At 30.1% G+C, this 18,471-nt stretch carries 35 protein-coding genes and 1 tRNA gene; 33 read left to right on the forward strand and 3 right to left on the reverse strand.

The features are described from left to right. Window position 1: 1 nt before the first annotated feature. Window positions 2-77, forward strand: a tRNA-Trp gene (locus ACVHXK_RS13210). A 130-nt stretch (window positions 78-207) separates the two neighbouring features. Here the strand turns inward: ACVHXK_RS13210 and ACVHXK_RS13215 are convergent. After that, window positions 208-1,260 (reverse strand): site-specific integrase, encoded by a 1,053-nt coding sequence (locus ACVHXK_RS13215; RefSeq protein WP_461206875.1) that lies wholly within the window; start codon window positions 1,258-1,260, stop codon window positions 208-210. 1 nt (window position 1,261) lies between these two features. Continuing rightward, window positions 1,262-1,891 (reverse strand): helix-turn-helix domain-containing protein, encoded by a 630-nt coding sequence (locus tag ACVHXK_RS13220; RefSeq protein ID WP_461206876.1) that lies wholly within the window; start codon window positions 1,889-1,891, stop codon window positions 1,262-1,264. Window positions 1,892-2,066: 175 nt separating this feature from the next. On the opposite strand from ACVHXK_RS13220, the gene ACVHXK_RS13225 reads away from it, so the two are divergent. Genes ACVHXK_RS13225 through ACVHXK_RS13235 form a run of 3 tightly spaced genes read left to right on the forward strand, consistent with a single transcriptional unit; the run spans window position 2,067 to window position 3,383 of the window. Next, complete coding sequence (locus ACVHXK_RS13225; protein WP_461206877.1) at window positions 2,067-2,312, forward strand: helix-turn-helix domain-containing protein; 246 nt, start codon at window positions 2,067-2,069, stop codon at window positions 2,310-2,312. 23 nt (window positions 2,313-2,335) lie between these two features. Then, a complete protein-coding gene (locus tag ACVHXK_RS13230; protein ID WP_461206878.1) occupies window positions 2,336-3,130 on the forward strand; it encodes an ORF6N domain-containing protein in 795 nt (264 codons plus the stop codon). A gap of 37 nt (window positions 3,131-3,167) precedes the next feature. Then, window positions 3,168-3,383 carry a hypothetical protein gene (locus ACVHXK_RS13235; RefSeq protein WP_461206879.1) on the forward strand — a complete coding sequence of 72 codons (216 nt, stop codon included), beginning with the start codon at window positions 3,168-3,170 and terminating at the stop codon, window positions 3,381-3,383. A gap of 14 nt (window positions 3,384-3,397) precedes the next feature. Here ACVHXK_RS13235 and ACVHXK_RS13240 read toward each other — a convergent pair whose 3' ends face one another. Beyond that, on the reverse strand, window positions 3,398-3,586 hold the full coding sequence (locus tag ACVHXK_RS13240) for a hypothetical protein (RefSeq protein ID WP_461206880.1): 189 nt from the start codon (window positions 3,584-3,586) through the stop codon (window positions 3,398-3,400). A gap of 80 nt (window positions 3,587-3,666) precedes the next feature. Between ACVHXK_RS13240 and ACVHXK_RS13245 the strand changes: the two genes are divergently transcribed. From ACVHXK_RS13245 to ACVHXK_RS13385, 29 genes are all read left to right on the forward strand, one after another. Then, window positions 3,667-3,819, forward strand: coding sequence for a DUF6906 family protein (locus ACVHXK_RS13245; RefSeq protein WP_461206881.1), 153 nt, complete (start codon window positions 3,667-3,669; stop codon window positions 3,817-3,819). Between the two features lie 4 nt (window positions 3,820-3,823). Then, window positions 3,824-3,967 carry a hypothetical protein gene (locus ACVHXK_RS13250; RefSeq protein WP_461206882.1) on the forward strand — a complete coding sequence of 48 codons (144 nt, stop codon included), beginning with the start codon at window positions 3,824-3,826 and terminating at the stop codon, window positions 3,965-3,967. 36 nt (window positions 3,968-4,003) lie between these two features. After that, a complete protein-coding gene (locus ACVHXK_RS13255; protein ID WP_461206883.1) occupies window positions 4,004-4,135 on the forward strand; it encodes a hypothetical protein in 132 nt (43 codons plus the stop codon). A gap of 17 nt (window positions 4,136-4,152) precedes the next feature. Beyond that, window positions 4,153-4,287, forward strand: a complete 135-nt coding sequence (locus tag ACVHXK_RS13260; protein ID WP_461206884.1) for a hypothetical protein — start codon at window positions 4,153-4,155, stop codon at window positions 4,285-4,287. Next, window positions 4,284-4,430: a Spo0E family sporulation regulatory protein-aspartic acid phosphatase gene (locus ACVHXK_RS13265; protein ID WP_461206885.1), complete on the forward strand. Its 147-nt coding sequence runs from the start codon at window positions 4,284-4,286 to the stop codon at window positions 4,428-4,430. The genes ACVHXK_RS13260 and ACVHXK_RS13265 overlap by 4 nt, the downstream gene beginning before the upstream one ends. After that, complete coding sequence (locus ACVHXK_RS13270; protein ID WP_461206886.1) at window positions 4,431-4,613, forward strand: hypothetical protein; 183 nt, start codon at window positions 4,431-4,433, stop codon at window positions 4,611-4,613. 74 nt (window positions 4,614-4,687) lie between these two features. Then, entirely contained in the window at window positions 4,688-4,879 is a 192-nt protein-coding gene (locus ACVHXK_RS13275; protein WP_461206887.1) for a hypothetical protein, read from the forward strand. Then, a complete protein-coding gene (locus ACVHXK_RS13280) occupies window positions 4,880-6,823 on the forward strand; it encodes an AAA family ATPase (RefSeq protein WP_461206888.1) in 1,944 nt (647 codons plus the stop codon). Beyond that, window positions 6,823-7,065: a hypothetical protein gene (locus ACVHXK_RS13285; protein WP_461206889.1), complete on the forward strand. Its 243-nt coding sequence runs from the start codon at window positions 6,823-6,825 to the stop codon at window positions 7,063-7,065. The genes ACVHXK_RS13280 and ACVHXK_RS13285 overlap by 1 nt, the downstream gene beginning before the upstream one ends. After that, window positions 7,066-7,827, forward strand: coding sequence for a phage recombination protein Bet (bet, locus tag ACVHXK_RS13290; RefSeq protein ID WP_461206890.1), 762 nt, complete (start codon window positions 7,066-7,068; stop codon window positions 7,825-7,827). Then, entirely contained in the window at window positions 7,827-8,531 is a 705-nt protein-coding gene (locus ACVHXK_RS13295; protein WP_461206891.1) for an MBL fold metallo-hydrolase, read from the forward strand. The genes bet and ACVHXK_RS13295 overlap by 1 nt, the downstream gene beginning before the upstream one ends. Window positions 8,532-8,540: 9 nt before the next feature. Continuing rightward, a complete protein-coding gene (locus ACVHXK_RS13300; protein WP_461206892.1) occupies window positions 8,541-8,699 on the forward strand; it encodes a hypothetical protein in 159 nt (52 codons plus the stop codon). Further along, the gene (locus tag ACVHXK_RS13305; RefSeq protein ID WP_461206893.1) at window positions 8,692-9,282 is read left to right on the forward strand and encodes an HD domain-containing protein; all 591 of its coding nucleotides are present in this window, start codon (window positions 8,692-8,694) and stop codon (window positions 9,280-9,282) included. Before ACVHXK_RS13300 ends, ACVHXK_RS13305 begins: the two co-directional genes overlap by 8 nt. 9 nt (window positions 9,283-9,291) lie before the next feature. Beyond that, window positions 9,292-9,480, forward strand: a complete 189-nt coding sequence (locus ACVHXK_RS13310) for a hypothetical protein (protein WP_461206894.1) — start codon at window positions 9,292-9,294, stop codon at window positions 9,478-9,480. After that, window positions 9,473-9,913 carry a single-stranded DNA-binding protein gene (ssb, locus tag ACVHXK_RS13315; protein WP_461206895.1) on the forward strand — a complete coding sequence of 147 codons (441 nt, stop codon included), beginning with the start codon at window positions 9,473-9,475 and terminating at the stop codon, window positions 9,911-9,913. The genes ACVHXK_RS13310 and ssb overlap by 8 nt, the downstream gene beginning before the upstream one ends. Window positions 9,914-9,945: 32 nt before the next feature. Beyond that, the gene (locus ACVHXK_RS13320) at window positions 9,946-10,476 is read left to right on the forward strand and encodes a hypothetical protein (protein ID WP_461206896.1); all 531 of its coding nucleotides are present in this window, start codon (window positions 9,946-9,948) and stop codon (window positions 10,474-10,476) included. Between the two features lie 3 nt (window positions 10,477-10,479). Then, window positions 10,480-10,662, forward strand: a complete 183-nt coding sequence (locus tag ACVHXK_RS13325) for a hypothetical protein (protein ID WP_461206897.1) — start codon at window positions 10,480-10,482, stop codon at window positions 10,660-10,662. Window positions 10,663-10,705: 43 nt separating this feature from the next. Further along, window positions 10,706-11,005, forward strand: a complete 300-nt coding sequence (locus ACVHXK_RS13330; protein WP_461206898.1) for a hypothetical protein — start codon at window positions 10,706-10,708, stop codon at window positions 11,003-11,005. 47 nt (window positions 11,006-11,052) lie between these two features. Continuing rightward, a complete protein-coding gene (locus ACVHXK_RS13335; RefSeq protein WP_461206899.1) occupies window positions 11,053-11,538 on the forward strand; it encodes a hypothetical protein in 486 nt (161 codons plus the stop codon). A 10-nt stretch (window positions 11,539-11,548) separates the two neighbouring features. After that, window positions 11,549-11,731, forward strand: coding sequence for a hypothetical protein (locus tag ACVHXK_RS13340; protein WP_461206900.1), 183 nt, complete (start codon window positions 11,549-11,551; stop codon window positions 11,729-11,731). Window positions 11,732-11,751: 20 nt separating this feature from the next. Beyond that, entirely contained in the window at window positions 11,752-11,919 is a 168-nt protein-coding gene (locus ACVHXK_RS13345; protein ID WP_461206901.1) for a hypothetical protein, read from the forward strand. A gap of 42 nt (window positions 11,920-11,961) precedes the next feature. Next, window positions 11,962-12,198: a hypothetical protein gene (locus ACVHXK_RS13350; RefSeq protein ID WP_461206902.1), complete on the forward strand. Its 237-nt coding sequence runs from the start codon at window positions 11,962-11,964 to the stop codon at window positions 12,196-12,198. Between the two features lie 30 nt (window positions 12,199-12,228). Beyond that, on the forward strand, window positions 12,229-12,696 hold the full coding sequence (locus ACVHXK_RS13355) for a hypothetical protein (protein ID WP_461206903.1): 468 nt from the start codon (window positions 12,229-12,231) through the stop codon (window positions 12,694-12,696). 10 nt (window positions 12,697-12,706) lie between these two features. Then, on the forward strand, window positions 12,707-12,898 hold the full coding sequence (locus tag ACVHXK_RS13360; RefSeq protein ID WP_461206904.1) for a hypothetical protein: 192 nt from the start codon (window positions 12,707-12,709) through the stop codon (window positions 12,896-12,898). Between the two features lie 109 nt (window positions 12,899-13,007). After that, entirely contained in the window at window positions 13,008-14,003 is a 996-nt protein-coding gene (xerA, locus tag ACVHXK_RS13365; protein WP_461206905.1) for a site-specific tyrosine recombinase/integron integrase, read from the forward strand. Between the two features lie 121 nt (window positions 14,004-14,124). Then, window positions 14,125-14,439: a MazG nucleotide pyrophosphohydrolase domain-containing protein gene (locus ACVHXK_RS13370; RefSeq protein ID WP_461206906.1), complete on the forward strand. Its 315-nt coding sequence runs from the start codon at window positions 14,125-14,127 to the stop codon at window positions 14,437-14,439. A gap of 9 nt (window positions 14,440-14,448) precedes the next feature. Beyond that, window positions 14,449-15,015: an ERCC4 domain-containing protein gene (locus tag ACVHXK_RS13375; protein WP_461206907.1), complete on the forward strand. Its 567-nt coding sequence runs from the start codon at window positions 14,449-14,451 to the stop codon at window positions 15,013-15,015. A gap of 12 nt (window positions 15,016-15,027) precedes the next feature. Beyond that, window positions 15,028-15,675, forward strand: coding sequence for an NUMOD4 domain-containing protein (locus ACVHXK_RS13380; protein ID WP_461206908.1), 648 nt, complete (start codon window positions 15,028-15,030; stop codon window positions 15,673-15,675). Then, window positions 15,650-18,226 carry a CHC2 zinc finger domain-containing protein gene (locus tag ACVHXK_RS13385; protein ID WP_461206909.1) on the forward strand — a complete coding sequence of 859 codons (2,577 nt, stop codon included), beginning with the start codon at window positions 15,650-15,652 and terminating at the stop codon, window positions 18,224-18,226. Before ACVHXK_RS13380 ends, ACVHXK_RS13385 begins: the two co-directional genes overlap by 26 nt. Window positions 18,227-18,471: the final 245 nt, after the last annotated feature.

The raw sequence follows: 18,471 nt of genomic DNA on the forward strand, positions 1-18,471 counted from the left end.
TAGGGGTATGGCTCAATTGGTAGAGTAGTGGTCTCCAAAACCATTGGTTCCGGGTTCGAGTCCTGGTGCCCCTGCCACAGCAAAGCCAGTAATCATCATGATTACTGGCTTTTTACTTTTTTGAAAATAAATTAAAAACTGAACAAAAACTGAACTAAATTTAATAAACAGAGCAAAAATGCACTAGAATGATAACTAGTACATTTTTTATTTGAAAATATTTTTGATTTGCTGGTCTAAATCTTTCTTTTCTTCCAAACCTAAATGTTGATAAATTTTCTTTAATACCCAAATGTCATGTCCAAGTCTTTCTGCAGCATAAAGGTCAGGTACTTTATTCTTATATAGCAAACTAGCGTGATAATGTCTTAAATCGTGAAATCTTATTTTAGGCAATTTATTTTCTCTTAGTATTCGCGTGTATTTTTTAGTAAAGCTATGTGGATTTTGAGAAAATATTTCATGCTGGATTATATCCCTGCTAGATTTAATTTCTTTTAAAAGGTCCATTAAATAATCTGGAGATGCTAAGGTTCTAATTCCATTATGTGACTTAGGCTCTTTAACTTCAAATTGATAGCTATTTTCCTCAAGAGCAACAGCTTCATCAATTCTAATAGTCCCTTCATCTTCATTAAGGTCATCCCACTTCAATGCAAATATTTCGCCCCTTCTTAAACCACACCATCCAGCTAGAAGTATTATTGCTTCATCTTCTATACTTATAGATTTAAACATATTATATATTTGTTTAAATTCATTTTCAGTAGGTATCACAGGCTTATATTCGGCATTTTTAGGTGGCTTTATACCAATACAAGGTGAATTACCCTTTAGCGCATCAAATAGAATTTTAGAAAGTGTAAAGTAGTGTTTTCTGACTGTGGTTGATGATAGCTCCGACAATTTATTTGATAGGTATTCTTTTATATGCATATCTGTTATTTGGTTTACTTTCAATTTGCCGAAATATGGTTTGAAATGTTTGTTGATATATATTCTATATGCCTTGACTGTAGTAGGGGCTAGCATAGCTTTATTGATTTCTAACCATTTATCCATATAATCAGACATCTTCATAATGCTAAGATTATTAAGGGATTTACTTTCTATGTCCTCTTCTAATTCTCTAGCCGCTTTCTTACATTCTTTTAATCCTTTTCTAGTTATTTGTTTCCTAAGCACTTTGTTATTGTTATCTCGCCCTATGTAAACTACAGCAGTGTAAGTACCGTTTTTATTTTTCTTTATACTAGCCATACTATTTCACCTCAGATTTAAAAGATATAGCTTTACCTAAAACTTGAACACTTTTTTTATCTTTCTTACTAAAAATAATATCTTTATAACTTGGATTTTCAGGTCTTAAAATCAAATTACCACCAATATGATAAACTCTTTTAAGAGTAGCAACTTCTCCATCTATTTGAACTGCTGCTATTTCTCCGTTTTCTACTTCTGGTTGCTGATGGATATATACTATATCACCATCAAATATTCTAGCATTTATCATGCTATCGCCCTTTACTAAAAAGCAAAAATCAATTTTTTCTTTTATTGGTATATATTCATAACTTATAATATCTTGTTGAGCTAATATAGGAATACCGGCAGCTATAGTTCCTATAACGGGAATTTTCTTATATTCAAGTTCTTCTCCATATTTATCTTCAGTAACGCCAATAAGATAGTCACATTTAATGTTAAATAAATCGGCTAACATAGAAACATCAGAAAATTTTTGCGGTTCTTCTCTTCCGTTTTCCCACTTAGAAATCATAGATTTACTAATAGTTCTTTCGTATTTAGACTTTATCGTATTAACCAATTCATCTTGAGTTAGTCCCTTATCAATTCTTAACTCTTTTAATTTAGCACCAAATGTTTTCAATGTTCTAAACCTCCATCTTTAAGTTCATATAAACATTATAACCTATTATGTTTCGATTATTCAATATTTATTTAAAAAAAATTAAAAAAAGTTATTGACAAAGAAACATAATAGAATTACAATAAATTTGTCGATAAGTTTCGAATAAGAAACAAAAAAGAATAAGGAGGTCCCTATGGCAGGTACAATGGCGAAATATGTAAAAAGAAGACATATACCATATACTAAATTTAAAGCGTATATGCAAGAACAAAACATAAGACAAGAGCAATTAGCAAAACTACTAGACAAGAGTATTACTACAGTTAATCAAAATTTGAACGGAACTGGAGGAGATTTCTCAATGCAAGATGTTAGAAAAATATGTTTAACATATGGAATTAGTTCAGATTCATTTTTTATTACACAGAAAGTTTCTTAATCGAAACAAAAGGAGAGATATGTATGAATAACTTAATAAAAATCAATAATCAAGATTTACAGATAAAAGAATTTAAAGAACAAAGGGTAGTAACTTTTAAAGATATTGACAGCTTACACCAAAGAACAGAGGGAACAGCATCAAGAAATTTTTTAGAGAACAGAAATCATTTTATCGAAGGTGTAGATTATTATCTTTTAAGCAAAAGTCAAAACAACGAAATTCGTGGTTTTGAAATTCCTAATAGAGGACTAACTTTAATCACTGAATCAGGATACTTAATGTTAATAAAATCTCTTACTGATGATTTAGCTTGGAAAGTGCAGAGGGAATTAGTTAAGAACTATTTTAGAGTTAAAGAAGTAAAAAGAGATATGTCAGAGTTAAGTCCCCAGTTACAACTTCTAATAAATATGGAACTAGAACAAAAGAAATTAAAGCAGCAACTCAATGAAGTTAATCATCACGCTCTTGAAGCTAAAGCAGAGGTACAAGCTATGAGGGACGTAATTACTTTAAATCCAAACTCATGGAGAAGTGATACAACTAAGATTATAAATGCTATAGCAACGAATTTAGGTGGATTTGACCATATCAGAAATGTAAGAGAAGAGAGCTATAAGCTTCTAAATACAAGACTAGGAGTTGATGTAAAAACAAGACTTACAAATAAAAGACGAAGGATGGCAGATGAAGGTATCTGTAAATCAAAGAGGGCTAAATTAACAGTGCTTGATGTAATTGCTGATGATAAGAAGTTAATTGAGGGTTATGTAGCGATTGTAAAAGAAATGGCTATTAAACATAAAGTAGCATAAGATGCCGTTTAATAATTATTTAGAGGAGGTAATGTAAATGGATTACAAAGTAGTTTTAGAAAATCAAATTAAACAAATAGAGGAGGTTCAAAAGCAGGTTCTTAATAGTGTTTCTGATGGAAAAGAAAGAGAACATTATACAGATAGAACTTTATCACTTATTGCGAATACTTCTGCAAGAGTTGAGAGTCTTGTAAATTCTATTACTAGACTAAAAAAAGCAACCATTCCTACTGAGAATAGTAATGGTTAAAATAGTTGTTAAATTTAATTGTCATCTTGTTCAGAATTAACTGTTAACTCATTGTTAGTTTCAACAATTGATGTTAAGCAAAAAGAAATCTTTAAAATAGCACATAAAGGTTTAACTTCTGAACCGGCGTTCCAAGCACAATTGGAAGTGCATTTGTTATATTGAGAACCAAATTTCAAAGGGCAAATTAAATTTTCAGACATAATATCATCTCCTTTCTATAGATGATAATTCTACAAAATAATGTAAAAACCTTTAAAAAATTCAAAGGGGAGGTTAGATATTGAAGCATCTTAAGAGATTAACTAAATATCAGAAAATATTTTTATCCAAGCAAGGTTTAGATCCGAAAGATTTTTTATTGGAAAGACAGACTTTTGAATGTTATGTGTTTTATAGTATTAAAAATAAGAGGCTCGTTTGTTTGAGGAGGTGATGAATTGAAGTATTTATGGTTAGCTGTAACACCTGATAAATACGAATTGCCACTATTGGTTGAAGATTCAGCTACTAAGTTAGGAATGAAACTTGGTATAGGCAGGAGCGCAGTTCTAAAATCAGAAGCTAAAAAATTACAACGGTAAAAGTGCTGGAAGAAAAATAGTAAAGGTGGAAGATGTGTGAAAAATGAATATTTTGATAACGAAGAGAATGAAGATGATGAATTGCTTTGTGATGATTGGAAATTAATAATTATCTTCATAGTGATAGAAGGTATTTTCATGTTTATGTTCTTGTGTTTTGAAATTTAAGAAGGAGAGGTGGAAATATGTTAGGTAAGAAATATGATTATGCAGCTTATTTTACTATAGAAATTGCTGAAGAAGTTCTAAAAGAAAAAGGAATAGCAATTGTAGTTACTGATGGTATCAACATCCAACTTGTAAAGGAGGATGAAGAGTGATTATTGATTTATTAATCTGTAGAAAAAGAAATCAATTAGACAGATCTATCGCTAAAAATGGTCTTAAACATAAAAAGACTTTGATATTATCCAAGCAATTAGGAATTTTGATAACTGAAAAGGACAAGAAAGGAGATGATTAAATGCTTAGAAAATTGATAGAGAATGTTACTGGTGAACTAAACGACAATGAATTTGCTACAGTATGCGAGATGGTAACAGATGATATTAAGTTTAACAGAATCAAGTTTAACAAAAGGACAAGCTCTAGTGAAATGCTAGCTATCGCAGAAAGGAGTGTAAATGTTATTAAAAGATGTGCATAAAAAAGAACCCTTTGCAGAGGGCCCAAATTTAAAATACCTAAGTAAATTCTAAAAGAAAATGGAGGTTTTGTAAAGTGAAAGAAGCAGTAACAGGTTATATTACAGCTTTAATTAATACACATAGCAGAATATTAGAACAATCAACACACCCAATTTCAAAAGGATGTAATAGACAAATTGTTAGTGAGCTAGATGATTTATTAGACTTTATTGAGGATATTCCAGAAGATATAAGCATTCAAGTAACTATAAAAGGGGATGAATAAATGAGTAAAGAGATAATTTTGAAATCTTTGTCAATTAAGAATTTTAAAGGAATAAAAAATTCGGCTATAATTTTTGGAAAAGTTACTAATATCTATGGAGAAAATGGAACAGGTAAAACTACTATTCAAGATGCTTTTAGTTTTCTTCTCTTTGACAAGGATAGTAAAGATAGCACTAAATTTGATGTGCAGCCATTAAACGTAAACAATGAGCCTATTCATAATTTAGAAACTGTTATTGAGGCTACATTAAATGTAGATAGTAGAAATGTTGTTTTAAAGAGAGTTTACAAAGAGAAATATAGCAAAGTAAGAGGAACATCTAGAACTGAATTTAAGGGATATGAGAGCAAATATTACGTCAATGAAGTCCCTCAAAAAGTTACTGAGTATAAGAAATATATTTCTGATTTATTAGATGAAAAGTTGTTTAAGTTAATAACTAATCCTATATACTTTGCAAATCTAGCTTGGAAAGACAGACGTGAAATTATAACAGAGATTGTAGGAGATATGGACTATAAGGATGTTATAGAAAGTAAAAAAGATTTAAAACCTTTATTAAAGTACTTGGAGGACAAGACAGTTGATGATTTCATTAAAGCCAATAAATCTAAAATAAGCCAACTTAAAAAAGATAGAGCTCAAATTCCTTCAAGAATAGATGAAGTAAACAATTCTATCCAGGAGCTTGATTTCAAAAGTTTAGAAACTGAGAAAAAATATGTACTGGATAAAATAGAAAAACTGGATGAACAGTTGCAAGATAAGAGCAAAATTAATGAAGAATTATACAAGTTTAAAGAAAATCTTATACAAAAGAAACACCAATTATCCAATATGGAATATGCTCTTCAATCAGATTTAGAAAAGCCAAAACGAGAAATTGAAATGAGATTAAGAACCGCCGAATCTGAAAATAGGATGTATGAGAATGATTTAGGAATATTGGAAAGAGAAGTTATTCAATATAAAGATGCTTTAAATAAGTTGAATGTACAAATTACAGACTTAAGAGAAAACTATAAAAAAATAAAATCATCTAGTTTTGAATTTGATGAAGAAAATTGTGTTTGCCCAACCTGTGGTAGAAAGTATGATACTGAAAATATTGAAAAAGAAAGAGAAGAAGCAGAAAAAAAATTTAATTTTAAAAAAGCCCATAGTTTAAAAAATAATGCTACTCAGGGCAAAGAAATAAAAGAAAGAATTGCTAAAGGTAACGAAACTGTTGAAAGAAAAGAAAAAGCAATTACTGATAAAAAGAAACAGATTGAGGAAACAATGGTATGCGTTAACCAATTAAAAAGTGAACTTGTTGGTTTTAAACCAAACGATATTAATGATACTCCAGAAATTTTAAAGGCTAAGAAAGAGATTGAGAAATTAGAAAGAAAAATCAATAAATTTAAAACTGATGATTTATCAGAATTGAAAGACAAGAAAAGAGAGCTGCAAGAAATAGCCAGGGAATTTGATAAACAACTAGCTTATCAAGAAATTAATACAAGTTCAAAAGCAAGAATCAAAGAACTATCGGAAGAAGAAGCAAATCTTAGTCAAAAAATAGCAGAGTTAGAAGGTTTAGAAATTCTTTCAGAAGACTTTATTAGAACAAAGGTTGAATTATTGGAAGAAAAGGTTAATTCAAAGTTCAAAATTGTTAAATTTAAAATGTTCAGGAACCAAATTAATGGAGGTTTAGAGGAATGCTGTGAGCCTTGTGTTAATGGAGTACCATTTACATCTAATCTTAATACCGCGGCTAAAATGAACGCAGGACTAGATATAATTAATACTTTATGCAGCCATTATGAAGTACAAGCTCCAATTTTTATAGATAATAGAGAAGCAGTTAACCAAATAATAGATGTTAATAGTCAGGTAATAAATTTAGTTGTTAGCAAAGATAAAGATTTAAAAGTAAAAGTGGAGGCGATTTAATGGACCAAAACACATACGAATATTTAAGTGTAAAAATTGGTCATTACGAAGATTTGGAGGCAGAAAAAGAGAAGATAGAAGGTATTTTAAAATATAAATCAATTGATAGAATGCAAGGTATACCAATACATGGTGTATATGTGCAATTACCAGAAAAGCATATGAATTTAATTAAAAAAGCTATAGCTACCGCTTTAACTGAAAAGATAAATGAAATAAATCAAGAAATGGAGGAAATATAAATGTCAGAGAAAAACAGTGCAATAACTTTATTAGAAAAAGAAATGGTGTACAACGTTGGTGAGGAAGAGGTCAAATTAACAGGAAATATAGTAAAAAGTTATTTAGCAAGAGGGAACAAGCAAATAAATAACAGAGAAATTGTAGTATTTATGAATTTATGCAAATACAGAAAATTAAACCCTTTTTTAAACGAAGCTTATCTTGTTAAATTTGGAGAAGATGCTCAAATTGTAACAGGTAAAGAAGCATTTATGAGAAAGGCAGAGGAAAACCCAAGATACAAAGGGCACAGAGCTGGAATAATCGTTGTAAGGGATAAAGAAGTTGTTGAACTTGAAGGATGTTTTAAATTGCCTACAGATACTCTTGTGGGTGGCTGGTCAGAAGTATTTGTTAAAGATAAAGAATATCCAATAGTGGCAAAAGTAAGTTTGTCAGAGTATAGCAAAAATCAGAGTACTTGGAAGAGTATGCCGGCCACTATGATAAGAAAGGTAGCTTTAGTACAAGCTTTAAGAGAAGCGTTTCCGGGCGATATAGGAGCACTTTATTCACAAGAGGAAGTTGGTCAAGAAACACCTAAAAGGGTTGTTATTCAAGAGGAAATTAATGAAGAAATTAAAGTAGAAGCTAATAAAGAGGTAATTGATATAGAAGAACCTATTAATAAAGAACCAGCTCAAACAAAACAAGATGATGTTCCAACTGTAGAAGCTGAAATTATTAAAGAAGACGAAGAAGAAGGAGATGCTCCTTATTAATGATTAAGGTATTAGCATCAGGCAGCAGTGGTAATTGCTATATAGTCCAAGCAGGGGAAGAAAAACTCCTGCTTGAATGTGGCATAAATTATAGAAGTATTCTTAAAGGCTTAAGTTATAACATCAAAGGGGTTAAAGGTTGTTTGATTTCACATAAGCATAGTGATCATTGTAAATCTTTAAAAAACATAATTAACAATTCAATAAATGTGTATGCTCCAATAGAGGTTTTAGGCAAATATCAATCTAGAAAAATTAATGTTGTAAAACATATTGATAACATTGAAATTGGAGGCTTTAAAGTTAGAGCATTCAATTGTCAGCACACTAACACAGATGGGACTGAATGTGAAAATCTTGGGTATTTAATTCATCATAAAAAATTAGGTAAAATTCTATTTGCTACAGATACTTATTACCTAAAATACAAATTCAAAAATGTGGACCATATACTGATTGAATGTAATTATTCAGAAAAATATATGTACGATTTAGAGTCTCACGAAGAAAGAACTTTTAAATCGCATATGAGCTTAGAAACTTTAAAGGTAGCCTTTAAAACTTGGGATTTATCTAAAACAAAGACTATAACATTAATACATTTATCTCATAACAATGCGAATCCGGAAGAATTTAAAAATGAAATAGAGGAACTTACTGGTGTACCAACTTATATTGCAATGCCAGGGCTAGAAATTTATTAGGAGGATATAATGGCTGATTTAGAAATAAGAGCAAGATATGGTTACTATGGGCTATCAGAAATTGCAGAGATGCTTTCAGACTATGAAAAAATGGTTGAGAATCTAGAAAAAGAAAACACAGAATTAAAAGAAAAAATCAAACAATTGGAGGAATGTGAAATTGAATGATTTAGTTTTATTGGCTAATAAAGAAGAAATACTTAGTTTATTAAACAGTACAGAAAGGCCAGGAATAAAAAAGTTAAATAAGTATCTAGAAGAAACGGACTTTTTTACTGCTCCTGCATCAACAAAATATCATGGAAATTTTGAAGGTGGATTAGCTGAACATAGCTTAAATGTTTATAAATTGCTGGTTATTAAAAATAAACAATTCAATTTAGGGTTATCTGAAGAAACAATGATAATAGCTGCAATACTCCATGATGTTTGCAAGATAAATTTATATCATCCTTGTACTATGAACAGGAAAAATAATAAAACTCAAAAATGGGAGCACTTCCCTGGATATGGTTTTGAGGATGATTTTCCTATAGGACACGGTGAAAAATCAATAATAAGGCTTTTACAATTTATAAATTTGTCTAAAGAAGAAATTTACATGATCAGGTGGCATATGGGAGCTATAGGAGAGAATTGGTCTAATTCTAATGCAATTAGTACAATATTTAGCCAATATAAAGGAGCTCTTGCATTGCACACCGCAGATATGGAAGCGAGTTATATTCTAGAGAAGCGCGTTGAAAGGTAGGTATTGTTAATGGTAAAGCAAAAATTCATGAAAATAATAGAGGATATGGACGAAAAAGAGTTTGAAAAATATCTAAGTACACAGCCATTATGTCCAAGGGATGTAGGACTAAAAGGAAGTATTTATGTCTGCGAAAATGGAGAAAGTTGTATAGAATGTTGGCAGAAAGCATTCGAGGAGGTAAAAACTAATGAATAATGTAAATTTAACAGGACGTTGGACTAAAGATATAGATTTGAAGTTCTTACCAGGTAACGGAACGGCAATAGCCAAGGGAACGCTTGCTATTAATAGAAGATTCAAAAAGGAAGGACAACCTGAAGCTGATTTTTTACCGATAGTTATATGGAAAAAACAAGCTGAGAATACCGCTAATTTTTGTGGTAAAAAGGGTGATTTGATAGGCATAAGAGGCAGAATTGAGACACGAAATTATGAGAACAAAGATGGTAATAGAGTTTATATTACCGAAGTAACAGCTGAGGAAGTTGAGTTCCTCAATTTCAAGAGTAAAGGTAATAGTGATAATAATAGTAGTTCATCCAATAGTTATAATTCAAACGATTCTTTCAAAACAGGAGATTATAGTGAAGATTTAACACCTATGGATGATGGAGATATTCCATTTTGATAAGTAAACATGAAAGTTTTAGGGAGGTAAAAATGAAAAGAAGATTAGATTATCATAGCATAGCAGAAGATTATAAAGCTGGAATGACCTATAAACAGATGGCTAAAAAATATAAATGTAGTGAGCATTCAATAACGAATGCTCTTGTAGTAACAAAGTCACAGATGCAAAAGAGGAGAGGACCACTTCCTAAAGAAACAAAAGCAAAGATAATTGAGCGGTATAAGGCTGGTACAAAAATTGAGACGATAGCAATAAATTGTGATACATCTATGACTTCAGTAGAAAATGTTTTAAATAAGGCAGCAGTAAAGAAAATAAAAAGACATACTGAATTCAAAGTACCAAATTATAATAGTATTCCTGAATTTAAAATAGGAGATAAACTTAAATTTCACAGGACAATGCAGCAAGGAAACAAGAGGAATAAAAAGATATCAGGAAAGGTAATTGGAATAAAAGAAAACTTTATAATACTTCAACTAAGAAATTATAAAGAGTGTTTTGATTTTACAGATTTTAAAACTGGGGCTTATGAAAATTTAGAGGTTAAAAGGAGCTAAAAAATGAGCGTACAAGTTACAGATGAAAGAATACTAGAACTTTACGAGAAATATAGGACGTTGAATAGAACAGCTCTAAGCGCAGGATGTAGCAAATACTATGTTAAAAAAATATTGATTAAACATGGGGTAGAACTTAAGAAGTACAAGCCTAGGAATATAAATATTAATAGTCGATTCAATTAGTCTCAATCTGCTTATATTGTGAATTAAATAAGGAGGATAAAAAATGATAAAAACAGGTAAAGAAATAATGCTAAATTATTGTCAAACAATTTTAAGTCATAATATTGAAGAATTACAAGCGTGTAAAGATATCGAAAACGGTTTAATAAAAAATGATTTTGAAAACTATTTAGGGGGATATTGTCCTAATAGTTTTGGATTAGAAAATTATGAAGGGAAATGTTGTTTTGATGACATAGCAGATATTCCAAATAACATGGCAGAGTTAAAAAAAAGATGTAAATCATGTTGGCAAATTGCGCTTAATCAAAAATTTGAAACAGACAAAATAATTTTTGATTAAGTCGTAATTCAAAATAATATGAGATTGTGATAAAGGAGGTTTTGATTTTGAATAAAAAAGATTGTAGAAATTGTCTAAATAGTTATGTTGTAGAAGGGGAAATGTTGTGTTTAGCGTTTAATGAATCTAGCGACTGTGAAGATTTTCTTGATAAAAAAATAGAAGAGAATAAGGGGCTTGCGATTAAAACACAAATTGAAAATCAACAAGAAAATATACAAAAATTAATAAAATTATCAAAAGAAAATCCCAATTTAAAAATAATACCAATGGTGAGTAGCGAAGTTGTTCAAGGTGATGATTTTTGTTGTTGGACAGGTGATTGGAGTAGTGCAGATTTAGATAGGTGTTGGATTGATGAAGAAAGAATATATTTTGAATCTACTGATCGTGAGGATTTAATAGATAAATATGTAGATAAATATGATGAAGGACACCCAACTAACGAAGAAGAAATCAGCAGATGGGCAGAAGAGCAAGTTAGAAACTTACCTTGGGAAAAAGTTATTACTGTTTATATTAATTCCCTATAGGAGGCTTGGTATGCCTAAAATGCGAAGTAATGAAAGGGTGATTAATATAAATAAAGTTGAAAAAATAATTATAACAATCGCTTGTTTATGTGTTTTATTGAGTGGTTTTACGATAAGAATTAACAAATTCCACTGGGAGTTTAAAGGGTTAATAAATATAGTTTTTAAAATGATTTATGGTAAATATTTATAATAAATTTAAGGAGGATTGTTATGAAAAAGTTAACAATAATTTGCAAGGATAAAAGTAAGGTTGTTTATACAATGAAAAATTCAATAGATTATGCACCGTATCTTAAAAGACATTTAGGTTCAAATATAGAAAGTGCAGTTTTACAGCAATACCCTAAAAAAGATAATGAACCAGTAATATTGATTTAGTGTCGCAATTCAAAATATTTCTCGACGAAAGGAGTAAATAAAATGAACAATATGTCTGATGGTAAAACAGATGGGGTAATAATAATGTATTGCAAGGATGGACAGATATATCCAGTTGCATTAAATAAAGATGATTTAGAAATGTTAGATTTAAGCTTAGGAATATGTTTAAAAGAAATTAAATTGATAAATAGTCCTTTAGGTGAATCTGTTAATTTATTTGAAAATGATGGTATAGAGGTTAACGAACATATATGTACTGGAGAACCACCATTTTAAATTATTTTGTAGGAAATGAGGTGAGAATATATGTATTATGAGAAATTTAAAGATGTTCACTACTTATTAAAGCAATATGAATGTAAATCAACTTATGATTTTGAAGAACAATATTCAGAATCTAATCAAGGGCTAAGGCTTTACGGTTCTTATTTCTATAAAACATTAAAGAATCTAAAAGAAGATATAAATACAAGAAAAGAACAGAAAGAAAAGGTAGCGGCTAATCTAGATGTTGTTATTAAAACGAATATGAAAGGTGCAAAACATAATGAAATAAGATTTGATATTGATTATTCAGATAATGTCCAGAAGTACAGTATGTATATTTCACTTCCTACTCATAGTAGAAGTATTCCATTATCAAAACAGATTTTTAATACACAAAATGATGTGATTATTGAAATAGAAAAGTGGATTAAGAAAGCTAAATGCAAAAAGAAAGCTGTGGTTAAGAAGATAAAGAACAAAGAGTGTAACCAATTAAGTTTTATTTAAGAGGTGAATAATGAAAGTTAAAAAAATAAGTAAAGATGAAGCTAATAAAATAATTTTAGGAAGAGAACCATTAGGGTTATTTTATACAATAGAAAAAAGTGAGGGTAAAAATATCTATGTAGGTATTGATAATAGGTCCAGGGATGCTTGGGTAGAAGAGTTTGAAAGCTTAAAGGCTTGTAAAAAATGGTTTAAAGAATAATACACTAAAAAAGAGAGTTGTTTAGCCTGGATAACTTGGCAACTCTCTAATATCATAAAGCACTTGTATTATAACATAGTGCTTTCAACCAAACAATAGGAGGAAGATTATGTATATTACAAATTGTAGAGATGAAGTTGTAATTAAATTAATAGGGAAATTAACATTAGAGTTCCCAAATATAGATCAGTTGAAAGCGAGAATAATAGTTGATGAAGTGCTTTATGATTATGATATTTTACCACAAGAAAAAAGTTTGGTAGCAAGTGACGTTGAAGAGAAAATGCAAATTTTCTTAGCTACGAAAAAGTTGGATGGCTTAAGTTTAGAAACACTAAAAGGTTACCAATATGATTTGCTTATATTAGCTCAATTTATTATAAAACCAGTTGCAGCTATAACAACTATAGATTTAAGGAGATTTTTAGCTCAAAGATGTGGAAGCTTAAAGAAAAGTAGTACTAATGGACAAATAACAATGTTGAAAACTTTTTTTGGATGGTTAGCAGATGAAGGATATATACCAAATAACCCTGCTAAAAAATTAAAGAAAGTTAAACAACCCAAGAGAGTAAGACAAGCCCTTAGTAAGAAAGAAATAGAACAAATCAGATTTGCTTGTATCACTGAAAGAGATAGAGCTTTAGTAGAATTTATGTATAGCACTGGATGTCGATTATCGGAATTAGTTAAAACAAATGTTTCTGATATTAATTGGAATGAAAGAACTTTGTTCGTAGTCGGAAAGGGAGATAAAGAAAGGGAAATAAGCTTTGATGCCAAAGCCGAACTTTATATTCAAAAATATTTAGATTCTAGAAAAGATAATAATGATGCATTATTTGTAGCTACTAAGGGAAATCATAACAGACTTGGCGGACGTAGTATTGAAAGGGATATTGAAAAAATAGCTAGGAGAGCTGGTATTAGCAAGCCGGTATCCCCACATGTATTTCGACATTCATTTGCAACTCATATGTTGAATAGTGGAGTACCAATGCATATTGTCCAAGAATGGTTGGGACACTCTTCAGTTGCTACAACTCAAATTTATGCGGTTGCGGATAGAGAAAATCTAATATACGAACATCGAAGAGCATCTTAAAAAAGGGGATGGAAAGGATGAAAATTGCAATAGCTTTATATTTAGTATTTATATTTTTCTTGTGATCATTATGTAGAGCTAGTTCAAAGTGTAGCAGAGAAGAAGAAAAGAGGTATAAAAAATGAAATTTATAATGCCTATTCTTGATAAGAATGAAAAGTTAGGTATTGATAACAATAACGCATCTTGGGAGCAGATAGGTTGCAAAGTATTAGAAGAAGCAATAGAAGTTGCTGAAGCTATTATAAATGGAGATCATAAAAATCTTGCTGAGGAATTGCAAGATTCAATGCAAATAGCAATAACTGCTTTGGACAAGCTTAGTAAAGAAAGAAATATAGCCAAAGATAATCATAGACATTTAGGAAAGTTAAAAGATAGAGGTTGGGAAAACAAAGGTTTTATAGAAGCAAAAATTTTTAAGATGAAATGTTAGGAGGAGAAGATGAAGTATAAATTCAAAGATAAAGAGTTGAAAATCTTACTTAAGAATATGGTAATTATATGTGATACCAGAGAACAGGTTAACCAACATATTCTCTTATATTTTGATAAGAAAAAGATAAAATACAAAGTTGAAAAGCTTGAATATGGAGATTATTCAGTTTGTATAGAAAGCAATGAAGAAACAGTTCCTATAGGAGTAAAAAAAGACTGGTATTTTACAGATAACATTGCAATTGAAAGAAAAAATAGTGTAGATGAATTGGTTCAAAGTATCAAAGATAGAGATAGATTTGAAAAAGAGTTTTTAAAATTTAGCCACTATGGTGCAAAAGTAGTAATGATGGTTGAAGATGTGGACGGATACAATAAAGCTGCAAGAGGAGATTATAGGAGCCAATATAGTAAAGAAGCTTTTATAGGATCAATAGAAACGTTCACTGCTAGATATAACTTAAATATTCAGTTTGTGGACAAGGTTTCAATGGGATTTAGAATATACAAAATGGCTTACTATCACATTTATGAAAAACTAAAAAACGAAGGATATATAGAGCAGCCATCTTAGGAGGTGGAAAACTTGGAGATACAAGGGTACATTAAGTGCCCTTCTACTGAAACATGGAAAGACATAGAAGGGTATAAGGGATTTTATCAGGTTAGCAATTTGGGAAACATAAGAAGCCTAGATAGAAGAATCATTTATTCAGATGGAAGAGTTTTTAATTACAAAGGTAAAATTTTAAGAAAAACTTTAAACAGAGGTTATGAATATGTAAAAATCAGCAAAAATTCAATAGTCAAAACACTTAAAGTTCATAGATTAGTCGCACTGGCTTTTATTCCAAATCCATTAAATCTTGAACAAGTTAATCATAAAGATGAAATAAAAACTAATAATGGTGTGAATAATTTAGAATGGTGCACAGCAAAGTATAACGTTAATTATGGCACGGGAACAGAAAGAACAAAAAAGAATACTGACTATAAAATGATTGCAGATAAAAGAAGAAATAAAAATGGTAAAACTTTATACCAATATTCTTTAAATGGGAAATTGATAAAGACATATCCAGCTATAAGAGAAGCAGCGAGAAATGGATTTGATAGAGGAGCAATACACAGATGCATAATTGGAAAAGTCAATTCACATAAAGGTTATGTTTTTTCTTTAAATATCTTAGATGAAAGGAAGGACAAAAATGGACATAAACAATACAGACCTTAAATCAATCATTGAAGAACTAACTGGACAAAAATTCAACAAAGAAAACAAGATGTTATCTCCATTTTCAAGAGAAAAAACTCCTTCTTTCTCAATCTATTTTGACAGCAACAGTAATAAATATAAATTTAAAGATTTTTCAACAGGAAAGAATGGAGATGCATTAGATTTTCTGAGAGAGTATAAAGGATTAGGATATAAAGAAGCTAGAGAATATTTAGGGTTTCCACTTGAAAAAACAGAGAAGGAGAAAGACAAAGATATAATTTTAAATAGAATAGATTGGGAGCTCGGAGAATTCCGAAGAGGGCAAAAATTACTAGGGTTATTCCAATTCACTAACGAAAAAGGAGAAGTTCTTTATTATAAAGCCAAGTTTGATATTGGAGAAGGTAAGAAGCAATTATCTTACTACCATTTAGAAGATGGAAAAGTAATCAATAAGCGTGGTGCAAATGAAGTTCCATATAATCTATATAACGCTATAGAAGGAATTGGAGTGGACAAGGTACTAATAGTAGTCGAGGGTGAAAAAGATGCGAATATGCTCAATTCGTGGTTTAAAAATGATACTTATGTAGCGACAAGTATCAAAGGTTGTAAAAACATTGATATTTTAAAAGAAAAACGTATGCGAGTTTACGTTATTGGAGACACAGGTATTGCAGGTGAAAAATATAAGTGGGAAGTTTATAACCATTTTAGAGATTATGTCAGGGAATTTAAATTTATTACGCTTCCTGGATTAAAAAAATTAGGGGACAACAAAGATGTTAGCGATTGGATAAATGAAGGCAATACCAAAAGAGATTTATTCAAAGCTTTTGAAAGAAGTTTAGATATTAAAAATAAGTATGAGCTACAACAGGACAGAAAAGGTATTTACAAAACAATATTTAAAGAAAAGTCAGATGAAATTGTTGAGTCTAAAAGATATATAGCAGATTTTAAAATTATTGAAGCAACTAGAATAAAATTTGTTGATGAAGAAAAGGAAGGTATTCGGCTAATATTAAAAAGCCCAACTGGTGACAAAATTGAACGGGTTGGAGTTAGCACTGTGTTTGACGATTTAAGGACCTTTAAAAATTTCCTCGGTACTATAGATTTATCTTTTAAAGGCAAACTTGATGAATTAACAGACTTTAAAGCCTGGGTTAATAAATATTTTGCACTAGAGAATGAGGAAATTTACGGGGGAATAAAGTTTATAGATAAAGATGGAGAACTATTCTTCATTGAGAATGAAGGGAGTATTTCCCGAAACGGCATTAATACTGATATTAAAAGTGATAAAAGAAATAATGCAGAGGTATTAAAAAATGAACAAATAACGAGGGAAGAGCTTCAGGAACTTATAAAACATATTTTCAAGTTTGCAGCTCCTGAGAAATCTATAAGTATTATTGGTACCATAATTAATAACTTAGCTGTTTATCAGTGCCAAGAATTAAAATATAAGCTACACCACCTATTAATAGTTGGAGAATCAGGGAGTGGTAAATCTACAATTCTTGAAAATGTTGTTGCTCCAATTCTTAATTATCCAAAGAAAGATATAAGATCTATTGGATTAATTAGTAATTTTGCTTTTATGAAAACCCTATCAGATGGAAATTATCCTACATTATTCGATGAATTTAAGCCATCAATGATGGACCGATATAAAATAGGGAATATATCAGAAACTCTTAGAAATCTCTACGATAGGTCCACGATTAGCAAAGGAAACAAAAGTTTAAAAACTACAGATTTTAATTTATGTAGACCAATAATAATAGCTGGAGAAGAAAGCTATCCAAATCAAGAAAAGGCATTAATAGAGAGGTCATGTATTATCTATTTGTCCAGGCGTGAGAGAACAGAGAAACACACAACAGCAATGATGTGGATAATAGAGAATGAAGATATACTAAATAAATTCGGTAGAAGCTTAATAGATATTGTCTTAAATCTAAGCAAGGATGATTATAGGCGACTAAGATGTAGCGTTAATGGTGGAATGAAAGGATTGAATAACAGGGTTTTGAACACGGCAGTAAATGAGAGTTGTGGAATAAGGATATTAAATCTTTTGTTAGAGAAGCATAATTTAAAACAGTTAGCAGGTTTTGATGAACATATAACTACAAATATGAAAATAGAGGTTCTGGAAGGTTCTAAAGATACTCATTCCTTAGTGGAAAAAATGTTAATTCTTTATAATCAAATGATTGAAGATGGCCGAGCTTATGCAGATAAGGTTGTAAGCGCAAGAGGGGATGGGGTTTTTATTAAGACTTCAGAGATGATAAACCAAATACACGAATACGTTAATAAAGTTGGAGCGGATCTTATTCCATTAAAGTTAAATGACTTTAGAAAGCAAGCAAAGAAAGCAGGCTATTTAATATCAGCATCAAGCAAAGTAATAAAGTTAGATAGAAAAACGGTGAGGTTTGATACTTATGACATTGTTTTGCTTAGAGAATTGAATATAGACTCTATAGCGCCGCCGGAACTTAGAGAATTGGCGGATGAGGAAGATAACGTAGTAGCATTTAAATACAATTAATGTGAAAGGTTACATAAATGAAAAAAGTGTAACCTAAAGTGTAACCTAAATGTAACCGGCTTAAACCGTTGATATAACTGTATTTATATATATATTTATTATATAAAATATATAAAGTTACATGGTTACATAAAAATACAACTACGTATGAGGCACATATATATGTCTATATTATATATACGGTATGTTTTCACAAAAGTGTAACCTTTTAAAAATATTTTCAAACCCTTGATATAGCAAGGGTT

It is taken from the genome of Clostridium sp. DL1XJH146 (genome assembly GCF_054819755.1).

Bases quoted from the DNA above. Each gene is read 5' to 3' on its own strand.
- ACVHXK_RS13280 (WP_461206888.1), top strand. From the start codon at position 4,880: ATGAGTAAAGAGATAATTTTGAAATCTTTGTCAATTAAGAATTTTAAA.
- ACVHXK_RS13375 (WP_461206907.1), top strand. From the start codon at position 14,449: ATGAAGTATAAATTCAAAGATAAAGAGTTGAAAATCTTACTTAAGAAT.
- ACVHXK_RS13310 (WP_461206894.1), top strand. From the start codon at position 9,292: ATGGTAAAGCAAAAATTCATGAAAATAATAGAGGATATGGACGAAAAA.
- ACVHXK_RS13370 (WP_461206906.1), top strand. From the start codon at position 14,125: ATGAAATTTATAATGCCTATTCTTGATAAGAATGAAAAGTTAGGTATT.
- ACVHXK_RS13230 (WP_461206878.1), top strand. From the start codon at position 2,336: ATGAATAACTTAATAAAAATCAATAATCAAGATTTACAGATAAAAGAA.
- ACVHXK_RS13385 (WP_461206909.1), top strand. From the start codon at position 15,650: ATGGACATAAACAATACAGACCTTAAATCAATCATTGAAGAACTAACT.
- ACVHXK_RS13235 (WP_461206879.1), top strand. From the start codon at position 3,168: ATGGATTACAAAGTAGTTTTAGAAAATCAAATTAAACAAATAGAGGAG.
- ssb (WP_461206895.1), top strand. From the start codon at position 9,473: ATGAATAATGTAAATTTAACAGGACGTTGGACTAAAGATATAGATTTG.
- xerA (WP_461206905.1), top strand. From the start codon at position 13,008: ATGTATATTACAAATTGTAGAGATGAAGTTGTAATTAAATTAATAGGG.
- ACVHXK_RS13330 (WP_461206898.1), top strand. From the start codon at position 10,706: ATGATAAAAACAGGTAAAGAAATAATGCTAAATTATTGTCAAACAATT.
- ACVHXK_RS13225 (WP_461206877.1), top strand. From the start codon at position 2,067: ATGGCAGGTACAATGGCGAAATATGTAAAAAGAAGACATATACCATAT.
- ACVHXK_RS13240 (WP_461206880.1), bottom strand. From the start codon at position 3,586: ATGTCTGAAAATTTAATTTGCCCTTTGAAATTTGGTTCTCAATATAAC.
- ACVHXK_RS13355 (WP_461206903.1), top strand. From the start codon at position 12,229: ATGTATTATGAGAAATTTAAAGATGTTCACTACTTATTAAAGCAATAT.
- ACVHXK_RS13340 (WP_461206900.1), top strand. From the start codon at position 11,549: ATGCCTAAAATGCGAAGTAATGAAAGGGTGATTAATATAAATAAAGTT.
- ACVHXK_RS13350 (WP_461206902.1), top strand. From the start codon at position 11,962: ATGAACAATATGTCTGATGGTAAAACAGATGGGGTAATAATAATGTAT.
- ACVHXK_RS13325 (WP_461206897.1), top strand. From the start codon at position 10,480: ATGAGCGTACAAGTTACAGATGAAAGAATACTAGAACTTTACGAGAAA.
- ACVHXK_RS13295 (WP_461206891.1), top strand. From the start codon at position 7,827: ATGATTAAGGTATTAGCATCAGGCAGCAGTGGTAATTGCTATATAGTC.
- bet (WP_461206890.1), top strand. From the start codon at position 7,066: ATGTCAGAGAAAAACAGTGCAATAACTTTATTAGAAAAAGAAATGGTG.
- ACVHXK_RS13360 (WP_461206904.1), top strand. From the start codon at position 12,707: ATGAAAGTTAAAAAAATAAGTAAAGATGAAGCTAATAAAATAATTTTA.
- ACVHXK_RS13260 (WP_461206884.1), top strand. From the start codon at position 4,153: ATGTTAGGTAAGAAATATGATTATGCAGCTTATTTTACTATAGAAATT.
- ACVHXK_RS13345 (WP_461206901.1), top strand. From the start codon at position 11,752: ATGAAAAAGTTAACAATAATTTGCAAGGATAAAAGTAAGGTTGTTTAT.
- ACVHXK_RS13215 (WP_461206875.1), bottom strand. From the start codon at position 1,260: ATGGCTAGTATAAAGAAAAATAAAAACGGTACTTACACTGCTGTAGTT.
- ACVHXK_RS13285 (WP_461206889.1), top strand. From the start codon at position 6,823: ATGGACCAAAACACATACGAATATTTAAGTGTAAAAATTGGTCATTAC.
- ACVHXK_RS13320 (WP_461206896.1), top strand. From the start codon at position 9,946: ATGAAAAGAAGATTAGATTATCATAGCATAGCAGAAGATTATAAAGCT.
- ACVHXK_RS13300 (WP_461206892.1), top strand. From the start codon at position 8,541: ATGGCTGATTTAGAAATAAGAGCAAGATATGGTTACTATGGGCTATCA.
- ACVHXK_RS13270 (WP_461206886.1), top strand. From the start codon at position 4,431: ATGCTTAGAAAATTGATAGAGAATGTTACTGGTGAACTAAACGACAAT.